This is a genomic window from Psychromonas ingrahamii 37 (assembly GCF_000015285.1).
Taxonomy (GTDB): Bacteria; Pseudomonadota; Gammaproteobacteria; order Enterobacterales; family Psychromonadaceae; genus Psychromonas; species Psychromonas ingrahamii.
The window spans coordinates 2,409,954-2,432,190 of sequence record NC_008709.1; the positions used below are offsets into that span (position 1 = coordinate 2,409,954).

General features: G+C 38.4%; 18 protein-coding genes and 2 pseudogenes. 9 read left to right on the forward strand and 11 right to left on the reverse strand.

Going from position 1 to position 22,237, the window contains the following annotated elements; all coding sequences use genetic code 11:
* Positions 1 to 2 precede the first annotated feature (2 nt).
* The 5 genes from PING_RS10275 to PING_RS10295 all read left to right on the forward strand — a co-directional run bounded on the left by PING_RS10275 (position 3) and on the right by PING_RS10295 (position 5,427).
* Positions 3 to 392: a TraR/DksA C4-type zinc finger protein gene (locus PING_RS10275; RefSeq protein WP_011770308.1), complete on the forward strand. Its 390-nt coding sequence runs from the start codon at positions 3 to 5 to the stop codon at positions 390 to 392.
* An 87-nt stretch (positions 393 to 479) separates the two neighbouring features.
* Positions 480 to 2,168: an AAA family ATPase gene (locus PING_RS10280; RefSeq protein ID WP_011770309.1), complete on the forward strand. Its 1,689-nt coding sequence runs from the start codon at positions 480 to 482 to the stop codon at positions 2,166 to 2,168.
* Positions 2,169 to 2,325: 157 nt separating this feature from the next.
* Positions 2,326 to 2,865 (forward strand): bifunctional 3-hydroxydecanoyl-ACP dehydratase/trans-2-decenoyl-ACP isomerase, encoded by a 540-nt coding sequence (fabA, locus tag PING_RS10285; RefSeq protein WP_011770310.1) that lies wholly within the window; start codon positions 2,326 to 2,328, stop codon positions 2,863 to 2,865.
* Positions 2,866 to 2,960: 95 nt separating this feature from the next.
* Complete coding sequence (gene sppA, locus PING_RS10290) at positions 2,961 to 4,814, forward strand: signal peptide peptidase SppA (RefSeq protein WP_011770311.1); 1,854 nt, start codon at positions 2,961 to 2,963, stop codon at positions 4,812 to 4,814.
* 151 nt (positions 4,815 to 4,965) lie between these two features.
* Positions 4,966 to 5,427 (forward strand): DUF2919 domain-containing protein, encoded by a 462-nt coding sequence (locus tag PING_RS10295; protein ID WP_011770312.1) that lies wholly within the window; start codon positions 4,966 to 4,968, stop codon positions 5,425 to 5,427.
* A gap of 73 nt (positions 5,428 to 5,500) precedes the next feature.
* On the opposite strand, the gene PING_RS10300 is transcribed toward PING_RS10295, so the two are convergent.
* The 11 genes and pseudogenes from PING_RS10300 to fabB form a co-directional block, all read right to left on the reverse strand.
* Positions 5,501 to 6,787, reverse strand: a complete 1,287-nt coding sequence (locus PING_RS10300) for an NAD(P)/FAD-dependent oxidoreductase (RefSeq protein WP_011770313.1) — start codon at positions 6,785 to 6,787, stop codon at positions 5,501 to 5,503.
* Between the two features lie 296 nt (positions 6,788 to 7,083).
* A complete protein-coding gene (ycfP, locus tag PING_RS10305; protein WP_011770314.1) occupies positions 7,084 to 7,623 on the reverse strand; it encodes an alpha/beta hydrolase YcfP in 540 nt (179 codons plus the stop codon).
* A gap of 83 nt (positions 7,624 to 7,706) precedes the next feature.
* Positions 7,707 to 8,720 carry a beta-N-acetylhexosaminidase gene (gene nagZ, locus PING_RS10310; RefSeq protein WP_011770315.1) on the reverse strand — a complete coding sequence of 338 codons (1,014 nt, stop codon included), beginning with the start codon at positions 8,718 to 8,720 and terminating at the stop codon, positions 7,707 to 7,709.
* Positions 8,721 to 9,125: 405 nt separating this feature from the next.
* Complete coding sequence (locus PING_RS10315; protein ID WP_011770316.1) at positions 9,126 to 10,097, reverse strand: FimV/HubP family polar landmark protein; 972 nt, start codon at positions 10,095 to 10,097, stop codon at positions 9,126 to 9,128.
* Positions 10,098 to 10,251: 154 nt separating this feature from the next.
* Entirely contained in the window at positions 10,252 to 10,521 is a 270-nt protein-coding gene (locus PING_RS10320; protein ID WP_041766369.1) for a hypothetical protein, read from the reverse strand.
* Between the two features lie 225 nt (positions 10,522 to 10,746).
* A pseudogene (locus tag PING_RS20595) lies at positions 10,747 to 10,899 on the reverse strand (ISAs1 family transposase); the annotation flags it as partial.
* Positions 10,900 to 11,060: 161 nt separating this feature from the next.
* Positions 11,061 to 11,453, reverse strand: a pseudogene (locus PING_RS21420) (ISAs1 family transposase); the annotation flags it as partial.
* A 97-nt stretch (positions 11,454 to 11,550) separates the two neighbouring features.
* Entirely contained in the window at positions 11,551 to 12,561 is a 1,011-nt protein-coding gene (locus tag PING_RS10330) for a FimV/HubP family polar landmark protein (protein ID WP_011770317.1), read from the reverse strand.
* Between the two features lie 140 nt (positions 12,562 to 12,701).
* Positions 12,702 to 13,784 (reverse strand): aspartate-semialdehyde dehydrogenase, encoded by a 1,083-nt coding sequence (locus tag PING_RS10335; protein WP_011770318.1) that lies wholly within the window; start codon positions 13,782 to 13,784, stop codon positions 12,702 to 12,704.
* Entirely contained in the window at positions 13,774 to 14,925 is a 1,152-nt protein-coding gene (locus tag PING_RS10340) for a 4-phosphoerythronate dehydrogenase (protein ID WP_011770319.1), read from the reverse strand. The genes PING_RS10335 and PING_RS10340 overlap by 11 nt, the downstream gene beginning before the upstream one ends.
* A 114-nt stretch (positions 14,926 to 15,039) precedes the next feature.
* The gene (gene fabB / locus PING_RS10345; RefSeq protein ID WP_011770320.1) at positions 15,040 to 16,254 is read right to left on the reverse strand and encodes a beta-ketoacyl-ACP synthase I; all 1,215 of its coding nucleotides are present in this window, start codon (positions 16,252 to 16,254) and stop codon (positions 15,040 to 15,042) included.
* Between the two features lie 114 nt (positions 16,255 to 16,368).
* On the opposite strand from fabB, the gene mnmC reads away from it, so the two are divergent.
* From mnmC to oleC, 4 genes are all read left to right on the forward strand, one after another.
* On the forward strand, positions 16,369 to 18,441 hold the full coding sequence (mnmC, locus tag PING_RS10350) for a bifunctional tRNA (5-methylaminomethyl-2-thiouridine)(34)-methyltransferase MnmD/FAD-dependent 5-carboxymethylaminomethyl-2-thiouridine(34) oxidoreductase MnmC (RefSeq protein ID WP_011770321.1): 2,073 nt from the start codon (positions 16,369 to 16,371) through the stop codon (positions 18,439 to 18,441).
* Positions 18,442 to 18,627: 186 nt separating this feature from the next.
* Entirely contained in the window at positions 18,628 to 19,677 is a 1,050-nt protein-coding gene (locus PING_RS10355) for a 3-oxoacyl-ACP synthase III (RefSeq protein WP_011770322.1), read from the forward strand.
* A gap of 1 nt (position 19,678) precedes the next feature.
* Positions 19,679 to 20,560 carry an alpha/beta fold hydrolase gene (locus tag PING_RS10360; RefSeq protein ID WP_011770323.1) on the forward strand — a complete coding sequence of 294 codons (882 nt, stop codon included), beginning with the start codon at positions 19,679 to 19,681 and terminating at the stop codon, positions 20,558 to 20,560.
* A 3-nt stretch (positions 20,561 to 20,563) separates the two neighbouring features.
* A complete protein-coding gene (oleC, locus tag PING_RS10365) occupies positions 20,564 to 22,228 on the forward strand; it encodes an olefin beta-lactone synthetase (protein ID WP_011770324.1) in 1,665 nt (554 codons plus the stop codon).
* Positions 22,229 to 22,237 lie beyond the last annotated feature (9 nt).

Sequence of the window (22,237 nt, forward strand, 5' to 3'; positions counted from 1 at the left end):
AGATGACACATATTAATGATGAACAATTAAAAAATTTCCAAGCACAGCTTCTATCGTCCCTTGAAAAATTACGTAATGATGTTTCAGACATTCTGCTAAGTTCAAGTCATGCCGGGCATAAACTGGCTGCTAAACAATTACAAAAATTATCAAATGATCAATTAGTTGAATTAACGTCAAAACTTGATGTCTCTTCTCTCGCGCATAAGACAAACGAGATTAAAAGTATTGATGCTTCGTTAAATGATATTGAATTAGGTTTATATGGGTTTTGTTCCGATTGTGAAGCCGAAATTTCGATAGATAAACTGCAAGAAAATGTGACCACTAAACGTTGTGATATTTGTGAAAAAAAATATCAAAAGCAAAAATATAATCAGTTCAAATTATAAACTGATGAAACAGGCAATGAGTATTTAACTTACTCATTGCAACATTGACATTCGCTACTTATAATAGGCAGATTTAGAGTTGCTAATTTGCCTATTCATAATTCAAATACACCCCCTGAAGCGCAGCCGGACAACGGTTATGCTAATCCATTAAAGCCTCTTGCTGCGGAACAATGTTCACCCGATTTCAGCGTCCGATTATCAAATAAAAATAACAATAAAGATAATTGGTTGTCTATGTATCCGGTTGTGTCTCAAATCATTGCTCATTTTGAAAAATTACCACAGCCTTTACTGGTATTTAACTCAATCTATTGGCAAGCGGCTACCAGTGTTATCTTTGAATGTAGTCCTCCCAATTATCCACTTCTGGCGCTCCTTAATTACAATCAGGAAACGTTATTCGGACGGCTCACTCAGAATACAGAAAAAACGATTGATTTTGAGCAGGGTGAAATTTTCAATTACAATCACGGCTGTTTAGTTTTAGATATCAGTCCTCTTTTAATTAATCCACCCTTATGGTTTTTAATAAAATCATTTTTAATCACACGCACCCTGCCGGCAAGATCAGCAGTAAACGGTGAAAAATTTAAGGAAAAACCCCCGGAACAACCTTTGGATAGGATAGACACTAAAATAATACTGGTGGCCAATCGTTACCAACTTGATGAATTATCTCAAATTGATCCAGAATATAATCAAGTCGGTTCATTGTTTACAGAATTGTCGGCGCAAATAGATGCAACGGATGAAAATATCAACTGTCTGCAAAATTTCTGTCTGCAGCTGATAGCAAAAAATAACTTAATCCCGTTATCTGCAGATGCAATGTCTTTATTGTTCCATCACCTTGCAAGTTTGTGCGAACACCAAAAAAGACTGCTTTTTTCGCCTGAAGCCATTGAAAAAATGCTTCGCTATGCGCAGTTGTTCAGCCCTAATGCCGATCTGCTTGAGGCCGCTGAGTTACAAAAAGTCATTGACTTACAATCTCAGGCTCAATCATTAGCACAAAATTTTAGTGACCAGGCTCTGCTTGAAAAGCAGTTGAAAATACAGTTAAAAGGCAAAGAAACGGGGCAAATAAATGGTTTGTCTGTTGTTGAGTTAATGGGTTACCCAACTGAATTTGGTGAAATATTTAGAATATCCGCAAGTGATATGATAGGTGATGGTGAGATTATTGATGTTGAAAGAAAAGTTGAAATGGCGGGTAATATACATGCTAAAAGTACTTTAATAGTACAAGGTTATTTAAATCATCTTTTCACTCATGTCCATAATTTCCCACTTTCTTGCAATGTTGTTTTTGAACAATCCTATCAAGAAAGTGATGGCGACAGTGCTGCATTGGCCATTTTATTAGCAGTAACATCATGTTACGCACAGACCCCCGCACACCAAAATTTATTTGTGACCGGGGCATTAGATCAACATGGGAACGTCTTAGCGATAGGCGGGATTAATCAAAAAATACAATCGGTTACACGTTTATTTTCGATCGGCTTATTAAATGATCCGATTACCATCTTAATACCCGCAGCTAATTACATTAACTTAACCTTAGATGCACAAAGTATGCAATTAGTGAGGGACAATAAAATCAATATATTTGGGATTAATCACTGCCGGGAAGCCTTCCCCTTTGCATTAAACGCCTCATTTATTGAGATTGTTTCATTGATAAACAAACGTGTTGAATTATTACAAAAAGAAGTACATGAAGAGTCTGAGCATAGTTTATTAAGCCGTGTTTTTTCAAAATTTCGTTAATTAATTTTGCGTATGCTTTATGATTGATAACAACTATTTATGAATAAAGTTGATTGTTATTTATCTGTCATATAAAGTGTGCTCAAAATTTTCCAGGGTATTTCTATTTTTATGGTGAAATACCTCACCACTTGCAATGATGACAGATAAGTGAATTATGACTAAAATCCTATCCCAAAAAGAGTTGGGTAAAAACTCTTATACAAAAGAAGAATTAATCAAATGTGGTCAAGGTGAGTTATTTGGAAAAGGAAATTGCCAACTGCCTGTAGATAAAATGCTGATGCTAGATCGGATCATCTCCATTACCGAGAACGGCGGCGAATTCGGTAAAGGTGAATTGATTGCAGAATTAGATATAGATGAAGCATTATGGTTTTTTGAATGCCATTTCCCGGGTGACCCTGTTATGCCCGGTTGTTTAGGCCTTGATGCCATGTGGCAATTAGTCGGCTTCTTCCTTGGTTGGAGTGGCGGCCCCGGAAAAGGTCGTGCACTCGGTGTAGGTAATGTAAAATTTACTGGGCAAATTTTGCCCACCTCCAAAAAAGTGACCTACCGTATCACCCTCAAACGTTTAATTATGCGTAAACTTGTTATGGGTATTGCTGATGGTGTTGTTGAAGTGGATGGGAAAGTTATTTATACGGCAGAAGATCTGAAAGTGGGTCTATTTGTTGATACAACCAGTTTCTAATTTCACTAAAACCTACTAAAATCTACTAAAGCACTGTATATGCCAATATCAGTGCTTTATTTTTATCTTCCCCTCCTAAAATTTACAGGTTGAAAATGAAATTAATCTATTCTTTTTTTAAGAGCATTGCAAAAACCATCAACATCATGCGCTTATTTATTATCAATGTTCTTTTTTTTGCCATCCTAGCAGCCATTATTTTTGTTATTAACCTCGATCGGCCCGCTCTGTTAGTGGCTGAGAACTCAACCCTGCATTTAAATTTCACAGGTAATATAGTAGAGCAGGCAGCACCCGCTGATTTTGCAGGTGAAATATCCAAAAAAATGATTTCATCCAATGAAAATCAAAACAACGAATATCAAATTGATAAGATTTTAAATACCATCCATCGCGCACAACAGGATCCCAAAATAAGTGCTATTTTATTAGAGCTTGACGGATTAGACGGTGCAGCTATTAATCATATTGCGGATATCGGTAAAGCATTAAATGACTTCAAATCAACGGGAAAATCCGTTACTGCCGTGGCCGATAATTACTCTCAGACACAGTATCTGTTAGCAAGTTACGCAGATAAAATTTACCTTAATCCGCAGGGTATGGTTTTACTGCCGGGTTACTCTGTTTATCGTCTTTATTTTAAAGAGGCATTAGATAAATTACTTATTACACCACATATATTTAAGGTAGGTACTTACAAATCCTTTGTTGAACCTTTTACAACAAATAAAATGTCAGAAGCCAGCAAATTAGCCAATAAAAATTGGTTAGATCAACTGTGGAAAAACTATATTGATACCATTCTTTTCCAGCGTAAAGATAACAGCAAGATATCGGTACAATCAATATCTCCGACTTTAAAGCAATTAAAATCTTCCCTTATCAAGGCTTCTGGCAATAGCGCAGTTTATGCATTACAAGTCGGGTTAGTCGATGATCTTAAAAATCGTAATGACGTGATCGACAAGTTAAAAAATCAGACGCAAACATCCGGTCATAAACTTAATTTAGTCAGTTATGCGGATTATTTACCGACACTGGCAGATATTTATGCCGTCAGCGGCGCAAAAGATCAAATTGCTGTTGTTCATGCAAGTGGTGAAATTTTATCTGGAACACAACCTTCCAACGTGATTGGGGGTGACAGTTTTAGTCAATTATTAGAAACCGCACTCAATGATAATCAAATTAAAGCTGTTGTTATTCGTATTGATAGCCCCGGGGGCAGTGCCTTTGCATCGGAAAAAATTCGTCAGCACATTTTAGCCTTAAAAAAAGCAGATAAAAAAGTCGTTGTCTCAATGGCGAGTGTGGCAGCATCTGGCGGTTACTGGATTGCATCAGCTGCCGATTATATTATCGCCACCCCGACTACGTTAACAGGCTCAATAGGCATATTTGGCATGTATGCCAGCGCCGATAAGGCATTAAATAATTTTGGAATATTCAATGATGGTATTGGAACGACTGAACTTTCTAGTTTTAGCCCTACACGTGCTCTCAACCCTGAACTTGCTGAAATTATTCAATTAGGGATAGAAAACGGATATCAACAATTTTTAGAGGTTGTTGCACAGGGTCGCAACATGACGGTAGCAGAGGTAGATAAAATAGCACAGGGTCGCGTATGGACCGGTGTAGATGCAAAATCACTTGGTTTGATAGACGAATTAGGAAATTTACAGGATGCTATCAATACAGCCAGCAGGTTGGCGAGTCTACAGGATTACGGTGTTAAGATTATTCAACCTGTACTGTCAACCAAACAACATCTGATTAATGAATTATTGCTTGGTGCAGTTGAAATTATACCCCAGAGTCTGCATATCAATGCGGCTTTATACCAGACACTGAATGCAATAGAATCTCAAACGGCAATATTAACGCGGTTTAATGATCCACAGGGACGTTACGCTTACTGCCCTATGTGTGTTGCAGCTAAATAAATTAGCCCCATCATTAATAGACATAGCATTAATAGATATAACATTAAGAGGCGTCTGAATTTTTCGGGCTTCTCTTCGTTTTTAATCAATACTGCTGATTAACACCGTTCCGGTCATGTTTAACGCAGTAAGGCAATATGAGCCCTGTTAAGTGAAAATTAGACTTTACCCTCTGAACTGTTACAGCCATTCTGGCAATTTAAAACCGCCAGTATTTTTCTATCTGGTATTACTCTTTTTGGCGCGAACTTGGGCAGTCTTTATTATTTCCGTTATTTTACGCGATGCTGATAATCCGTTGTTGCGCTTGTTTTATCCAAACAAAATTCATTTTTATTTAGGGTTAGGATCGGGTTGCATCGGCCTGTTATTATTTTTTTTGTGCGGCAGGGATCATGACAAACATCGATGGTTATCAATATTATGGCAGAGCAGTTATCCACTATTATTAGCCGCAATAGTGAGTGACTTAGCACTGCAGTTATATTATTTGTCAGATAAACATTTTCAATATTCTTTTGTCGCCTCTGTACAACTTGTTTTTGCAATTTGGATACTTTTATACTGTCTGCGCAGTAAACACCTTAAAGACTGTTTTAAGCGCAACAGTTAACCCCAAACGACTTGAATAGGCTGATCCAAGTCGTTTAAACGGGAAATGTAATCCTCCGTTTTGTATTATATTTTTAGTGTAATTTTAAACGAGGACGTAATATTTTATTAATGCTTTCGACTAAGGTAATTAATCCCGTACGAACATATCCGTGAAGCGCAACTTGGTGCATACGATACAGTGAAATATACACTAAACGAGCCACAGTCCCTTCAACCTTCATCGAACCTTTGGTTAAATTACCCATTAAACTGCCCACAGCACTGTAATTACTTAATGAAACTAATGAGCCATAATCCGTATATTTATAGGGAGATAATGCTTTATTATCAAGTGTCGCTCTGATATTTTTAGCCACTAAAGATGCCATCTGATGGGCTGATTGAGCACGAGGAGGTACAAAACCGCCATTAGGCAAAGCGCAGCTGGCACAGTCGCCTATTGCATAAATACTATCATCTAAAGTAGTCTGCAATGTTGGTTTAACAATCAGTTGGTTTACCCTGTTTGTTTCTAAACCTGCTATCTCCTTCATAAAATCAGGCGCTTTGATACCTGCGGCCCAAACAATTAAATCAGCTTCTATTAATTCACCTTCTTTAGTCATCAACCCTGCTGCAGTCGCCTCGGTAACTAAGGTATTGGTACGAACAGAAACCCCCAGTTTTAAAAGCTCCTGATGTGCTGAACTGGATATTCTCTCGGGCAGTGCAGGTAAAATTTTATCACCCGCTTCAACAAGACTAACGTTGAGATCCGTGGTTTTAATATCTTCAAAACCATATCTGGTCACTTGTTCTAACGCATTATAAAGCTCAGCCGACAATTCAACGCCCGTTGCCCCAGCCCCCACAATAGCGACACTTACTTTCTTAGTTTGGTGGACGCCAAGTTGTAAATATTTATTCAACATACGGTGATGGAATTTTTTTGCCTGTTGCGGGCTATCCAGAAAGATGCAATGCTCACGCACACCTTTAGTATTAAAATCATTACTCACACTGCCAAGGGCGATCACTAAAATGTCATAACTAACGGTACATTCAGGTAAAATCTTTATACCGTCATTATCTAATAATTCAGCTATCTGTATTTTTTTATTTTCTCTTTCAATATTCGACAATGCCCCAAGTTGAAAACTAAAATGATGATTTTTTGCATGCGCACGATAACTTAAGGCATCAATTCCATCATCAAGGGATCCGGCTGCAACTTCATGTAATAAAGGTTTCCACAAATGTGTGCTGTTTTTATCAACAAGCGTAATATGCGCCTTTTTCTTTCGTCCAAGCTTATCACCCAGTTCCGTCGCTAATTCAAGGCCTCCGGCCCCTCCTCCAACGATCACGATTTTGTCCATAATTCACTCCAAGTTTTTGTAAATAATTATTAAATTTTATTACATTAAAACACTACTCAATAGCCATGATCTTCATGAAAAGGGGTTTTAAATTAGCCCCGTCAGCCAGAACAAAAAGACTGATAATGGTTATCAATAGGAGTGTATTAATGTAATAAAATGAAGATGCTAGATTTTAGTGATCCAGAGCAAATCTTGAAGGTAATTATCACTAGATTAACAATAAAGTAAATAGAAAGGATACTAAAAAACATGAAAAGAAAAAATGGCAATTAACATTACCATTTTGTAAGACTTTATTGCTCTTTAAATTTCTTAATCGTTTGCAAATGATGCGATATATCTTGGAATTTATGGCTTTGCTTTTCATCAAATATAATTGGATAATATTTGGTAAGCTCATAATCACTTTCTTTTGAATCAATAACTTCATCTGCTCGGGAGAGAATACATAAACAATTATTTTTGTTTTTAACACGAAAGTCACTGACACATTTAGTATCAATATCTAAATATTCTTCAGGCCACTCTATTTTGCCAACCATGTTATCTTCGGGATGCAGATTTGGATTGAAAATAACTTGTTTAATGCCACACAGAAAACCAATTCGTTCACACCAAAACCCGCCAAGTCCAACACCACAAATTAAAGGTGATTTATCCTCACTGCTTTGAATATGTTTGTGCACTTCTTTTAAAATATGGCTCATATCATGTTTAGGATAGATAGTGCTGTAATGAACAAAACGTACATCATCATCAATAAACTTTAATTGCATCACTTTTTCATGGTTTCCCGGGCTCGTTGCATCAAAACCGTGTATGTAAATAATCATGTTATTACCCCCAGATTTCTTATTTTAATTATTCAATAAGTTTATTGAAATTAACCTAGAGTGCAAGCATTGCACTTCACTAATTAGAACTGCTCGCTGAGCTGCATTAGCATTTGCTTGTTTTTTATCCAAATCGGATTTTTATTGAGGGGTAATATAAATTTATTTTTAGTACTGCGTAGTTGATTAACAGCATGGTATTGAGCAGTCGGTTTTACCTTAAGATTATCAAGAATAGAAACCGCGCCACTTCTATCATTACACGCTAATATTAAATCACATCCCGCTTGTATTGCACTTTCTGCACGACTTAAATGGTTACCTACAAAACTGGCTCCGTGCATCGATAAATCATCACTAATAACGACCCCTTTGAACCCTAATCGTGTTCTCAAAACATCATCCAGCCAATAGGATGAAAAACCCGCAGGTTGCAGGTCACATTGAGAATAAACAACATGTGATGGCATTACTGCATCCAATGCCCCTTTTTTAATCAGGTTTTCAAAAGGCTTAATATCTTTAGTAAATATTTCAAGTTCACTGCGCGAGTCAACTGGTAAAGCCGTATGAGAATCAGCTTCAACACTGCCATGGCCGGGGAAATGTTTACCCGTTGAGACCATACCCGCAGATTTCATTCCATTAATATACGCCTCAGCAAGCGTTACTGTTTCTGTTATAGAGGATGAGAATGCTCTGTTTTGGATAACATTCGAAATACCATTTAAATCTAAAACAGGCGCAAAACTGAAGTCAATATCACAGGCGATTAATTCACTGGCCATTACCCATGCGCTGCTAAAGGCTAACTCACAAGCCGTTTTCATGTCATTTTTTTCAATTAATGAACCCGCTGAAGGTAACCGGGTAAAATCATCTCTAAATCGCTGCACCCGCCCTCCCTCATGGTCAACGGCAATCAGAAGTTCATTACCAGCGTACCGGCGAATATCTTTTACTAAGGCTTTTAGTTGTTCGATATCATAATAATTACGCGTAAACAGTATGATACCGGCGACTAACGGGTGCGCCAAAATTTCTTTCTCTTCCGAATCTAATTCATAACCTTCAACATCAAGGATAACTGGTCTCATAAAGGGGTCTCTTAAATTTTATGCGCAACGAGCAGATTAAAACCGCGCATTGCAGCTTATTTGATGCAGCTATAATGGGAAAGAAGTAGCAATAGCGGCGTAATAGTCAAAGGATTTAGACTTTATTAAAGTAGAGCGAGTCATTTATCAATTTCCCGACGCTATTCCACATAACGGTTTTCTCTTTAAGCCATTAATATTTTATTGGCAATTATCTTATCATCTATCTTCCAATAAAAACGGACCAACTCTGAGCGGGCAGTGATTCAGATTTATATTGCTCACATTTTGTAGCGCAAGATTTACTTATCTATTTGTGTAATCACTCACGTCCACCTCTGAAGTAACAAAAAATGCGTCAGGTTTACTCATCTGGTTTGGTTTTTCATGCGATAAGCGTTTCGTTCAGCGACGAAGTACCAATGAAAAAATTAGGGCTATTAGTAATAATACGCCACCGGTAATAAGCAGCAAATTGCTTAAGACTATTTTTATCCATGACCCTTTTTGATCGTTTACACCCGTTCTATTAATCACAGACTGTTGAGCTGAATTGGGCTCAGGTTTAGACTGATTAAGCAGTTTTAAAAGAGTGAGTTGAGCTGCGCTTTCATCCTCAATTTTAGGTTTTAGAATATCTATTTTATCAATTAACTGTTGCAGTCTTGTTTTAAATTCCTCATTGGTTTTTGTCGCATCAGCTAATTGCTCATTAACAATTGTCAATTCATCTTCTAGCGCTTTTATTTTTTCAAATAATTGATCTTTAGGTTGTTCTAAAAGTGTATTTTTAATATTATCTGTTTTTAAATTATTTTGCTGATCATTTCCATACTCGCTTGCTGGACTGACCGATGAGTTTGGATCAGGCAAATGTTTTTTATCGATTAACGAAGCCGTTAATGATTGATCACCCGTATCGACAATTGTTACTGTTGCCTGTTTAGAAAGAGAGGGTGACTTTATGATAATAACCTTTTTGCTTTTGGCAATAGCGACTGATTTCGTTGCTGTTTTACTCTTACCTGAAAAGTTGTTAATTAAGTTAATTGCGTCTTGATGACTTTGTTTTTTTATAAAGGTGTAAGTTGGCACATTAATCATCGCGTCTTCAATAAAATTATTTATATCTGCGGCAACAAAAGCATCGGGATTTAATTTGTAAATGGCCAGGAGTGTCTGTTGAATACTGACGGAACTATTTGGCCGTAATTTTGTTGAGACTGACCAGAGAGACTCATTATAACGAATTGGGCCATATTTTTTATAAGACGGCATTTCTTGCGCTGTACTAATGGTTGAATCAAGTGCAAAACTGATAGCAGGAAATAATACTAAGGGGGAGCAACAGGTGAAAATTAATAACAAGCGCTTCATTTTTATTCCTTGATAAAAGCAAAATAACAGTTTGTATGTAAAAATCAATAATAAACTAGCAAAACCAACTGTTGTAAAAAAAGACAGAGTAAGATTAAAATTGAAATCTAACCCACTTAAATAGCAACAACAACAGTTTAACTGTATGTTTATATTAGCTTTTAATAAAATTTAATAGCATTATCTGCCATACCAATATAGATATTATCGCACACATCCAAAGGTTTATACCCGCGGCATCATACACATCTTTACGTAAATGCTCGATTTTTACATCAGCATTACCCACCACATTATCGATCATATTCGAATAATCACACACAGAATCAGATAAGGTTAGGCCTTTATTATAGTGTATAGAATTGGAAAATTCGTCTAAATCAACGGGGTAATAGGTCTGTAAATGGAGGGCTGAGCTTAACATATCAGGACATGCATATAATTCAAAGTAAAAATCAAACTCGCTATAAAGAGAATCTAGCCAGTTACCTCCACTGTTTTTTAATCAAGTGTCAATAACCACAGAAGTCGAACAACTAAGATAGATTAATATTTAGCCTATCTGTGCGCTCGTCCTGAGTAATCAAATTATTATCCTCTAGTATTTGGCTTATCTTTAACTGCTAAAAGATAACATCCATCTTTATTAATCAACAATTTTTTTAGCTATTTTAGTCTCGTATCCGATTGCATCAATGGTTATAAGACACCCACTAATACCTAACAAGTCTAATAGTTCTGGGGTAGCCGTTATCTCGTTGGATTTCTCACTCGTCTTTACTTGATCTAATACCACCGAATTATACCAATCCGCATAAATAGCTGACCTATCTTACTTTTTAAAATTAACGCTAGCGTCGTTGTTTTCAATCCCAATAGCCAGCTATTGCTCAATCAAACGTCTTGCTATCATTACTTTTTCCTGCGCAATTTTAGACCATTTACTTATGCGGATTGGTATTAGCTGATGAAAAAAGCGCTGACCATATAAATACTATCGGATTTATTTTTCCTTAAATGAACCTTTAAGCGTTTTTCCGTCAATTGCAATTATGTCGACATGAGTCATTTCACAACAACTTTTCATCCACTTGGCAAATCTTTTATGAAACTCTTTAGGCTCAATAATGTAAAAATCAAGGATTTGAAAAATTCTTATCAGGTGAGGAATGGTAAATATTGTATTAACCAATCTAATTTATCATTACCGAAATCGTCAATTTATTCCTAACCTTCACAGCCATAAATAACCGCTGTAATAGCTAAAAAAGTCATCAATTAACTCATCCTATACTTTGCCGGGTTGGCAAAATCACGAATGACAGATAGTTGATTTATTAACGTTGTTTGGGACAGAGGACTTCTGCTCAATATAAAAAGAAGGGTTATGATAACAAAAAAACCTGTTCTACAACGCTATCCTTAACTCATTGAAGATCAATAGATTGAAGTCTCATTTATCTGGGGTGCAATAAAATAACATCAAAAAGTAAAGATTAAAGTACGCCTTCCTGATCTTACCCTTATAAAATATCAGTAAAAAAACAAAGATAATTAATAATAATGCAGCGCCCGCAACAAGCCATGAATTGCTTAAAAAGCCTTTTTTCTCGTTTACGTCAGCTTTATTAATAACAGGTTGTTGGGCTGAACTGGACTGTTTAGACAGTTTTAAAAGAGTAAGTTGAGCTGCACTTTCACCCTCAATTTCACGCTTCATAAGATCTATTTGATTAATTAGCTGCTGCAGTCTTAATTTAAATTCCTCATTGGTTTTTGTCGCATTAACTAATTGCTCGTTAACAATTTTCAATTCATCTTCTAGCGTCTGTGTTTTTATTAATAATTGACTTTTAGATTGTTCTACAAGTATATTTTCAACATTATCTGCTTTTAAATTATTTTGCTGATCATTTCCATACTCGGTTGCTGGACTGACTGATGAGTTTGGATCAGGCAAATGTTTTTTATCAATTAACGAAGCCGTTAATGATTGATCTCCCGGATCGACAATCGTTACTGCCGCCTGTTCAGAAAGGGAGGGTGATTTTATAATAAGAACCTTTTTGCTTTTGGCAATGACGACTGATTTCGTTGCTGTTTTACTCTTATTTGAAGAATTGTTAATTAAGTTAATTGCATCTTGATGACTTTGTTTTTTTATAAAGGTGTAAGTTGGCACATTAATTATCGAGTTTTCAATGAAATTATTTATATCGGATGCAACAAAAGCATTGGGATTCAATTTGTAAATGGCCAGAAGTGTCTGTTGAATACTGACGGAACTATTTGGGCGTAAATTTTTTGATACTGACCAGAGGGACTCATAATAATGAATTGGGCCGTATTTTTTATAAATCGGTCTTTCTTGTGCTGTGCTAATGGTTGAACCAAGTGCAAAACTGATATCAGGCAATAATACTAGGGGGGAGCAACAGGTAAAAATCAATAACAAGCGCTTCATTTTTATTCCTTGATAAAAGCAAAATAACGGTTTATGTATAGAGATCAATAATAAACTAGCAGAACCAACTGTTGTGAAAAAAAAAAGCAGAGTAAGGCTAGAATTGAGATCTAGCCCACTTAAATAACAACAATAACAGTTTAAATGTATGTTTCGATTAGCTTTTCAGCAACTTTGATGGCATTAGTCGCCACACCAAAATAGACATTATCTGCACACACCCAAAGATTGATACCCGCGGCGTCACACACATCTTTACGTAAACGGCCTATTTTCACATCGGCATTGCCCACCACATTATCGATCATATTCGGATAGTCACTCACAGAATCAGATAAGGTTAGCCCATCAGTATGGTGCATAGATTGGGCGACTTCGTCTAAAGCCACGGGGTAATGCGTCTGTAAATGGACGGCTTGGGCACAACCGTAAAACATGGGCACAATAACTTGAGTTGATGAGACAATAATCGCAGGATCATTTAATAATGAACGTACCTCATTAACTAGTCGTAACTCTTCAAAGCTGACACCTTCCGCATTTAATTCGCCCACCTGAGGGAAGACATTAAAAGCCGTTTGTTGTGGAAAAGTAGAACTTTCAACGGTTTTCGCATTTAATAAACGCGCAGTTTCACCCGCAAGTGTTGTCACACCGATTTTACCTGCAACAGAAACGGAATGGTAACTGCACACATTAATACGGACTAAACCAACCTCTTGGTGAATCTGTTTAACTGCAAGGCTTAGCTGTGCAGATTCGCTGCTTGGGATCGATATTATATTTTTCTCAGTGTAACGGGCTAAATTTTCTTCATTAACATCAACCTGCAGCAAAGGAACATTTTCATCTTCTAAAAAGGTGCCACTGTTATCAATAACAACACAATGTTCACTTGCAATCGTTGCCCATTTTTTGGTTGTTTCAATATCAGTCAAGAAAAATGCAATATCAACCTGTTGCCAATCAAAGGTTTCAATATCAAGCACATCAACTGATTTTCCTGCAAACCTCACTGAATTAATATTAGATTCAAATTCGTTTTCATTTTCTTCAAAATCTTCATCGGATGGCGAGCTACTGCTGGTTTTGAATATATCGCTAGCATTGACCAAAGGAAATACTTTTGCAACGGGAAAGCCACGTTGAGCTAAGACTTCCAAGGTTGTTTCGATACTGCCGTTTAGTTCACCCACCAGTGCGATATTATATTCAGATTTCATGTGTTTCCTTTATCTCATTTTGTACGTTGGTAGAAAAACCTAACAACTGTAATAATGTATTTTGTTCAACGCTTGACTCAACGGTTAAAGTCGATAGTTCCCGGCGTTCCTGGTATGTTTTGCGCATAGTATCAAAACCATCAACATCTTCAATCATTTCTCTGAACAGGGCATCATCCCGGCGCACATCAAATATCAGGTGCATTAATGATTTGATCAGTGGTTGATCGATTTTTTTGGAAATAGAGACGCTATTGATAGCGGCACGGTGAACAAAATCCGCCGTGGTATATTTTCCCTTTAGCTGCAAAAAATCGCACAGTGCCTGGTATAACATCTCAGTACCACGTACACGCCCATCCAGGCTGTATCCTGCAATATGCGGTGTTGCGATTGCCACATAGGGTAATAATTGTTGATTAATATGCGGCTCATTTTCCCAGACATCAAGCACTAAAGTCGGCGTTAAACCCTGCTCGGCAAGTTCTAATAAAGCTTGATTATCAATAAGATCACCACGTGCTGCATTTAATAATATTTGTCCGTTGGTAAGTTGACTTAAGACCTTACTATCAAACATATGCACGGTTGGAAATGGCCCCTGCACTACCTTAGGGACATGCAAACTAATGATATCGGCTTCAAGTACCTCCTCAAAGGTACAAAATTGCCGTTTATCACCCGCCAACAGCAGAGGTGGATCGTAAAGCTTACAGTTCATTCCCAATGCATTTAAGCGTTGGTACACTGCAGTCCCCGTATTGCCAGCACCCACTATAGCAATACTTTTATCGCTTAAAATAAATTGTTGCTGGTCTGCCAGCACCAGTAAACTGCTTAAAATATATTCCGCAACAGACACTTTGTTACAGCCTGGCGCACTGCTAAAAACAATACCTCTGTTTTTGAGGTAAGTCTGATCGATATGATCTGTGCCAATGGTTGCAGTGCCAACAAACTTAAGTTTTTTATTTAAGCTGAGTAATTTTTCATTAACCTCTGTAATCGAACGAACCAGTAAAACATCAGCATCAATAAGTTGTTCTGCGCTGGCATTGCGACCCGAAAAAAAATGCAGATTGCCATGTCCAGTAAAAAAATCCCGCGCGTAGGGGATATTTTCATCAATATATATATTCATTTTTTTTCCTAATAAGATAGCAGAATAAATTGCGACAAAAAAAGGAGCTAAAAGCTCCTTTTTTTGTTTTTTATCAGTATTAAACTATTATTTTTATCAGTCTTAAACTACTAACTAAGAGAAACGTTTGAAAACTAATGTTGCGTTAGTGCCACCAAAACCAAAACTATTGGACATTACAATGTTTAGTTTTGCATCAACAGCCTTATTGGCCACGATCGGTAGATTCACCGCTTTTTCATCTATCTCATCAATATTAATAGAAGGTGAAATAAAATCATTTTCCATCATTAGCAAACTATAGATTGTTTCATGAACACCCGCGGCGCCAAGTGAATGACCTGTTTGAGATTTAGTTGCACTGATTTTTGGCGCTTTATCAGGAAATACAATATTAATAGCTTCTAATTCTTTAGTATCACCAACGGGGGTCGAAGTACCGTGTGTATTTAAGTAATCAACCTCACCATCAACGGTTGCAAGTGCTTGACGCATACAGCGCACAGCACCTTCACCCGAGGGTGCAACCATATCATAGCCATCAGATGTTGCGCCGTAGCCCACAATCTCCGCATAAATTTTTGCGCCACGCGCTAAAGCATGCTCAAGCTCTTCAACCACAACCATACCGCCACCGCCAGAAATAACAAAACCATCGCGCTTTGCATCATAAGTTCGCGATGCGCTAGAAGGTGTGTCATTAAATTTGCTTGATAGTGCACCCATCGCATCAAATTCGCATGCCATAGTCCAGTCTAATTCTTCACCACCACCAGCAAACACAATATCCTGTTTACCTAATTGAATTTGTTCCAGTGCATTACCAATACAGTGAGAGCTGGTTGCACAAGCGCTGCTCATTGAATAGTTAATACCTTTAATTTTGAACGGGGTTGCGAGACAGGCAGATGTTGTGCTCGCCATCGTACGAGGGACCATATAAGGACCGACACGACGTACGCCTTTTTCAACCATCAGTTTGCAGGCTTCAACCTGATTTTTAGAAGAACCACCGCCGGATCCAGCCACTAAACCAGTACGTTCATTAGACACCAGGTCATCGGTTAACTGCGCATCGGCAATAGCTTGTTCCATAGAAAGATAAGCATAAGCAGCAGCATCACCCATAAAACGCATGATTTTACGGTCAATATGATCTTTAGGCTCAATTTTTAGATCGCCCCAAACCTGACTGCGCATTTTCATCTCAGCAAATTGCTCCGAGAAGCTGATGCCTGATTTGCCGCTTTTAAGTGACGCTAAAACTTCTTCTTTGTTGTTACCAATACTAGAAACAATACCAATACCTGTAATTACTGCTCTTTTCATTTTTAAGCCTTTATTGCTAGAGGGACTAATTATATGATGGATCTAAGGAGTGTAATAGATCAATTAAACTCTAATAAATTAAACTAAATTATCGCATTAAGTGGGAAATATATATTGTCTGACGCTAAATACAAGTTAATTAAGCATGCTCAAATACACTGGTCTGATCAGTTAGAGCCTTTTTCGAGTCTATTCGACGACATTTATTTCAACACAGAGCAAGGAATTGATGAAGCAAATTATGTGTTTTTTGACGGAAATAAGTTAGGAAAACGTTGGCTAGATTATTCTGCGCAGCACTTTTCAATAGCCGAAACGGGCTTTGGTACCGGTTTGAATTTTTTGCTTACCTGCCAGAAATTTGCTGAATTTATAAAATTAAATCCGAATAATCCCCTAAAAAAATTACATTTTAGCAGTTTTGAAAAATATCCCTTAACTAAGCCGGATTTAATTATTGCATTACAGCAATGGCCGCAATTAACTGCCTTTATTACCCCTCTATTAGCGCAGTACCCCATTGCACTAAAGGGCTGCCATCGTTTAGTATTAAATGAGTTTAATATCACCCTCGATTTATGGTTTGGTGATATAGCAGATACGCTGCCTTCTTTACACGTTTATGATTGCGGACTTTTTGACTGCTGGTATCTGGACGGTTTTGCGCCCAGTAAAAATCCGGAAATGTGGAATGATGATCTGTTTCAATTAATCAGTCAATCTTGTAAAAAAGATGCCACCATCGCGACCTTTACGGCGGCCAGTTTTGTACGCAAAGGATTAATTAAAGCGGGTTTTGAAATGGGAAAACAGAAAGGATATGACAAAAAAAGAGAGATGTTAATCGGTCATATAAGTACTGAAGCTCTGGCTGCGAACAAACTTAAACAACATGGGCAATATTACCGCCCTGCAAAATCAGAAAATACTGCACAAAAAAAAACCGATGTTGCCATTATAGGTGGGGGTATTGCAAGTGCTTGTTTATCATTAGCCCTCATCAGGCGCGGTTATAAAGTCACCTTATACTGCAAAGAGTCCAGCCTGGCCTTTGGCGCATCGGGTAATCAGCAGGCGGCTTTGTACCCTCTTCTCAATGAACAACACGATGCTTTAAGTCAATTTTTTGCCAATGCATTTTTATACAGCAGAAATTATATTAAACAAATAAATCAAACTCAGCCGGTTGATTATAGCTTTTCAGGCGTACTGCAACTCTACTACGATCCCAGCGCATCCAAAAAACTGGACAAAATTTTACAAGCGGGCTTACCCCAAGAACTGGTTGAACAATTAACAGAAATTGAAACCGATAATATTGCCGGGATCTCCATTGCACAAAAATCATTACATTACCCTTTAGGGGGATGGTTAAGTCCCAAGCAACTTGTTGAAGCTATCGTCCGGCAAGCAAAAAATGAAGGCGACCTGAGCGTACACTTAAATCAAGAATTATTAACCTTTGAGCAAAGCCCCTCTGACAATCCGGCACTCAATCCGGCACAACCGATAAACAGTTGGGATTTACATTTTGCCAAGCACAGTATTCAACATTCACTGCTAGTGCTTGCAACCGCCAATAACACCCTTAATTTTAAACAGTGCGAAGCGGTGCCACTGTCTGCTGCCCGTGGTCAAGTCACTCATATTCCGACCAACCATAAAATTAATCCATTACAGATAACACTTTGTCATGAAGGATATTTAACCCCGGCGAATAATCAACAACATTGTATGGGGGCAACCTTCAAACGTCATGATCTTAACCAGGCATTTTCTCAGCAAGAACAAGTCGATAATAAAGATAAATTAGAAAAATGTATCCCCGGAAAGACCTGGACAGAGCAGATAGACATAAACCACCCAAATGCACATGTCGGTATTCGCTGTACAACAAGGGACCATTTCCCCTACGTGGGGGCCATACCCGATTATCAGGCAACTAAAATTCATTATAAAAATGCCGCAAAAGAAGTTAACCCGGTCAATGCCCCTTTTCATCCTAATTTATACCTGTTGACCGGATTAGGCTCGAGAGGTTTTTGCTCGGCACCTCTGTTAGCTGAAATGTTAGCCAGTCAGATAAATAAAGAACCATTGCCCTTTGCAAAGGAAATCTTAAATGCGATGCAGATTAACAGGCAATGGATAAACTACCTTAAGAAAGGAAAGCCGTTACATTACTAGTTTGCCTGTATTTTGTGCGTTTTGATTGTTCTCACCGCAAAAAACTTAAAAAGTGCTGATCGCTTTTTATAGAACTTTGTAAGTTTTCACAATTTACGGTAATCTACGCGCTCGATTTGACACTATGGCTAGATTGGTCAATGTTGCTCTTTTTATGTTGAAATTTATGAAAAATAAAGCAGTTTAATGAAATACTCTAACGTTTTTATCAATAGTTTATCTTACGAATTGGCCCCCCAGGTCATTTCAAGCGTTGAATTAGAATCACGCCTTGCGCCCTTGTATCAAAAGCTGCGTATCCCGATGGGACAACTGTCTGCCTTAACCGGTATTCAAGAACGGCGCTGGTGGCCAACTGATCATATTTTATCCGATGGTGCGATAGCGGCTGCACGCAAAGCAATTGCCGAAACCGCCATCGATATTAATGATCTGGGGGCGGTTGTTTATACAGGCGTCTGTCGGGATCAACACGAACCCGCCACGGCTTGCCGTATTGCTGCCGCACTCGGTGTGAATAACAGTACAGCAATCTATGATATCAGTAATGCTTGTTTAGGGGTTTTATCCGGCATATTAGATATTGCCAATCGTATTGAGCTTGGGCAAATCAAAGCAGGATTAGTTGTCTCCTGTGAATCAGCCCGGCACATTGTTGATATTACGATTGCAAATATGCTTGAAAATAAAACCATTCAAAATTACTCGCAATCTTTAGCAACCTTAACGGGTGGCTCTGGTGCCGTGGCGGTTTTATTAACCGATGGTTCACTGCCGCTTAAAAATACTCGCCAGCATAAATTACTAGGTGCGAGCCATCTTTCTGCCTCTGAGCACCATGACTTATGTAAATGGGGTTCACATCCAGTGGGTTTAAACCTGCACCGTGAATATATGCGTACGAGTGCCGTTCCGCTTCTTAAAGAAGGAGTCGCACTGGCTTTGCAGACCTGGCAACACTTTTTGCAGCAACGCGACTGGTCGGTCGAACAAGTTGATAAAGTCATTTGCCATCAGGTCGGCTCAGCAAATCAGAAAAAGGTGTTAGCCGCATTGAACATACCCCCTCACAAAGAGTTTCCCACTTTCCAAAAATTGGGCAACATGGGTACGGTGTCGCTACCAGTCACCGCCGCGATAGCGCATGATCAGGGATTTCTGGTTAAAGGCGATAAAGTGAGCTTTTTGGGCATAGGCAGCGGACTGAACTGCATGATGTTAGGACTTGAGTGGTAATATGAATCTAGATACTTTATTTCCTTTTAAACGCAATTATTTAGATCGTAATGGTCAGCAGTACCATTACCTAAATGAAGGTTCAGGTGAGCCGGTTGTGATGGTACACGGTAACCCGAGTTGGTCTTTTTATTACCGCAACTTAGTCAAATCATTAAGCCGCAATTACCAATGTGTTGTACCTGATCATATTGGTTGCGGATTATCCGATAAACCCGCGGATAAAGATTATCAATACACACTCAAAAATCGCATCGATGATTTAGAGGCATTATTGGATTCGCTTAACATCAATGAAAATATTACCTTGGTTGTCCATGATTGGGGCGGCATGATAGGCATGGGTTACGCGGCGCGACATCCAGAACGTATTAAACGTTTAGTTATTTTAAATACCGCGGCTTTTCATCTGCCCAGCACTAAATCGTTTCCTGTTCCATTATTGATTGGTCGAAATACCTACATTGGAACCGTTTTAATACGCGGATTAAATGCCTTTTCAGCGATAGCATCCTATGTGGGCGTAAAACGCAAACCCATGGAAAAAGCGGTTCGACAAGCTTATGTCGCACCCTTTAATTCATGGAAAAACCGCATTTCCACGCTCAGATTCGTACAAGATATCCCGCTTTTACCGCATCATAAAAATTACCAGTTAGTCTCGGATATCAGCGACAGCTTGATTCACTTTCAGAAAATACCCACCATCATCTGCTGGGGAATGAAAGATTTTGTGTTCGATAAACATTTCCTGAATACCTGGAAAGAAAAAATGCCCCATGCTGTGGTTCATGAGTTTGACGATTGTGGTCATTATATTCTGGAAGATGCCAGTGAACAGGTGATCCCGCTTATTGAAACATTTATGGCAGAAAACCCTTAACTTATGTCCGATCATCAATACTGCAACTTTTGCCGTCATTTAATCGATGCGGCAACGGCTTTCCCTGACTCCCTAGCAGTTGCGGTTCAAAAAAAACGATTTAATAAGCTGACTTATCAGGAGATAGATTTTTCCACCCTGAATAAACGCAGTGATCGAATAGCCCATGCACTGAATCAATTTGGCTTAAAAAGTGGCGATAAAGCGGTCTTAATGGTCAAACCCAGTGTAGACTTTTTTGCATTAACCTTTGCACTGTTCAAAGCGGGAATAGTACCGATATTAATAGATCCTGGAATGGGCATTAAAAACCTCAAACAGTGTATCGCAGAAGTACATCCGGACGCTTTTATTGGTATTCCCAAAGCACATATTGCCCGGCGACTATTCGGCTGGGGCAAAGACGCCATTAAATACAATATTACCGTAGGGGGGGCCAGTTTTTGGGGAGGTACTAGCCTAACTCAAATAATTGATCATTGCAGCGCACAAACCCCCTACCCCATGGTTAAACTTACACCGGATCAAATGGCGGCCATTTTATTTACCAGCGGCAGTACGGGCTCACCTAAAGGGGTTGTTTATACCCACCGAATGTTTGAAGCGCAAATCACCGTCTTAAGAAATGATTATGGGATAACCCATGGAGAACGGGACTTAGCGACCTTTCCTTTGTTTTCACTTTTTGGTCCGGCACTGGGTATGGCATCAATTATTCCAGCAATGGATGCCAGTAAACCGATAACCGCCAATCCCGATTATATTTTTGCTGCCATTAACAAATATCACTGTACCAACCTTTTTGCCAATCCGGCATTAATAGAGTTATTAGGCCGTGCGGGTAAGTCACGCGCGATGAAACTGCAAAGTCTGCAGCGCGTTATCTCAGCGGGTGCACCCGCAACCTTGTCTTCCATTGAACGGTTCACTACGTTACTTAACCCAGGGGTAGAAATTCTCACTTCTTACGGTGCAACCGAAGCCTTACCAGTCAGTAAAATTGGCAGCGTAGCCTTACTCAAAACAACAGACATCACCGATGCAGGCGGCGGGATTTGTGTTGGTTATCCCGTTGATGGTATGACTGTTTCTATTATTAACATCACCGAAAAAACCATCACAACCTGGCAAGATGATCTTAGATTGCCGGCCTATGAAATCGGTGAGATTGTGGTTCAGGGCCCACAAGTAAGCCAGTGCTATTATCAACGAAAAAATGCTACACTTGCCGCTAAAATAGAAGATATTAAAAGACCACACCACCGTATGGGTGATTTAGGTTATCTCGATTCCGATGGGCAATTATGGATGTGTGGCCGAAAAGCACATCGTGTTGATGCCAATCATCTTAAAATTAAAAAAAGTTATTATTCCATTCCCTGTGAACGTATTTTTAATACTCATCCAGCCATTAAACGCAGTGCATTGGTTGCTGTCAAAATAGATGGAAAAACAACCCCTTTATTATGTATTGAGCTGTATAATAAATCTGCACAAACAGCTGAAACGTTATTTGCAGAGTTGCATAAAATAGCCGATAAGCATAATCAAACAGTAGGTATTACACTGTTTTTAATTCATAAAAAATTCCCCATGGATATTCGCCATAACGCAAAAATATACCGTGAAAAATTAGCCATTTGGGCAGAAAAACAACTAATAGATTAAGCAGAAGCC

Coding starts and splice junctions, on each gene's coding strand:
- sppA (WP_011770311.1), top strand. CDS start 2,961: ATGAAATTAATCTATTCTTTTTTTAAGAGCATTGCAAAAACCATCAAC.
- nagZ (WP_011770315.1), bottom strand. CDS start 8,720: ATGAGACCAGTTATCCTTGATGTTGAAGGTTATGAATTAGATTCGGAA.
- PING_RS10275 (WP_011770308.1), top strand. CDS start 3: ATGACACATATTAATGATGAACAATTAAAAAATTTCCAAGCACAGCTT.
- oleC (WP_011770324.1), top strand. CDS start 20,564: ATGTCCGATCATCAATACTGCAACTTTTGCCGTCATTTAATCGATGCG.
- PING_RS10315 (WP_011770316.1), bottom strand. CDS start 10,097: ATGAAGCGCTTGTTATTAATTTTCACCTGTTGCTCCCCCTTAGTATTA.
- PING_RS10335 (WP_011770318.1), bottom strand. CDS start 13,784: ATGAAATCTGAATATAATATCGCACTGGTGGGTGAACTAAACGGCAGT.
- PING_RS10320 (WP_041766369.1), bottom strand. CDS start 10,521: ATGTTAAGCTCAGCCCTCCATTTACAGACCTATTACCCCGTTGATTTA.
- PING_RS10355 (WP_011770322.1), top strand. CDS start 18,628: ATGAAATACTCTAACGTTTTTATCAATAGTTTATCTTACGAATTGGCC.
- ycfP (WP_011770314.1), bottom strand. CDS start 7,623: ATGATTATTTACATACACGGTTTTGATGCAACGAGCCCGGGAAACCAT.
- fabB (WP_011770320.1), bottom strand. CDS start 16,254: ATGAAAAGAGCAGTAATTACAGGTATTGGTATTGTTTCTAGTATTGGT.
- PING_RS10340 (WP_011770319.1), bottom strand. CDS start 14,925: ATGAATATATATATTGATGAAAATATCCCCTACGCGCGGGATTTTTTT.
- PING_RS10300 (WP_011770313.1), bottom strand. CDS start 6,787: ATGGACAAAATCGTGATCGTTGGAGGAGGGGCCGGAGGCCTTGAATTA.
- fabA (WP_011770310.1), top strand. CDS start 2,326: ATGACTAAAATCCTATCCCAAAAAGAGTTGGGTAAAAACTCTTATACA.
- PING_RS10360 (WP_011770323.1), top strand. CDS start 19,679: ATGAATCTAGATACTTTATTTCCTTTTAAACGCAATTATTTAGATCGT.
- PING_RS10330 (WP_011770317.1), bottom strand. CDS start 12,561: ATGAAGCGCTTGTTATTGATTTTTACCTGTTGCTCCCCCCTAGTATTA.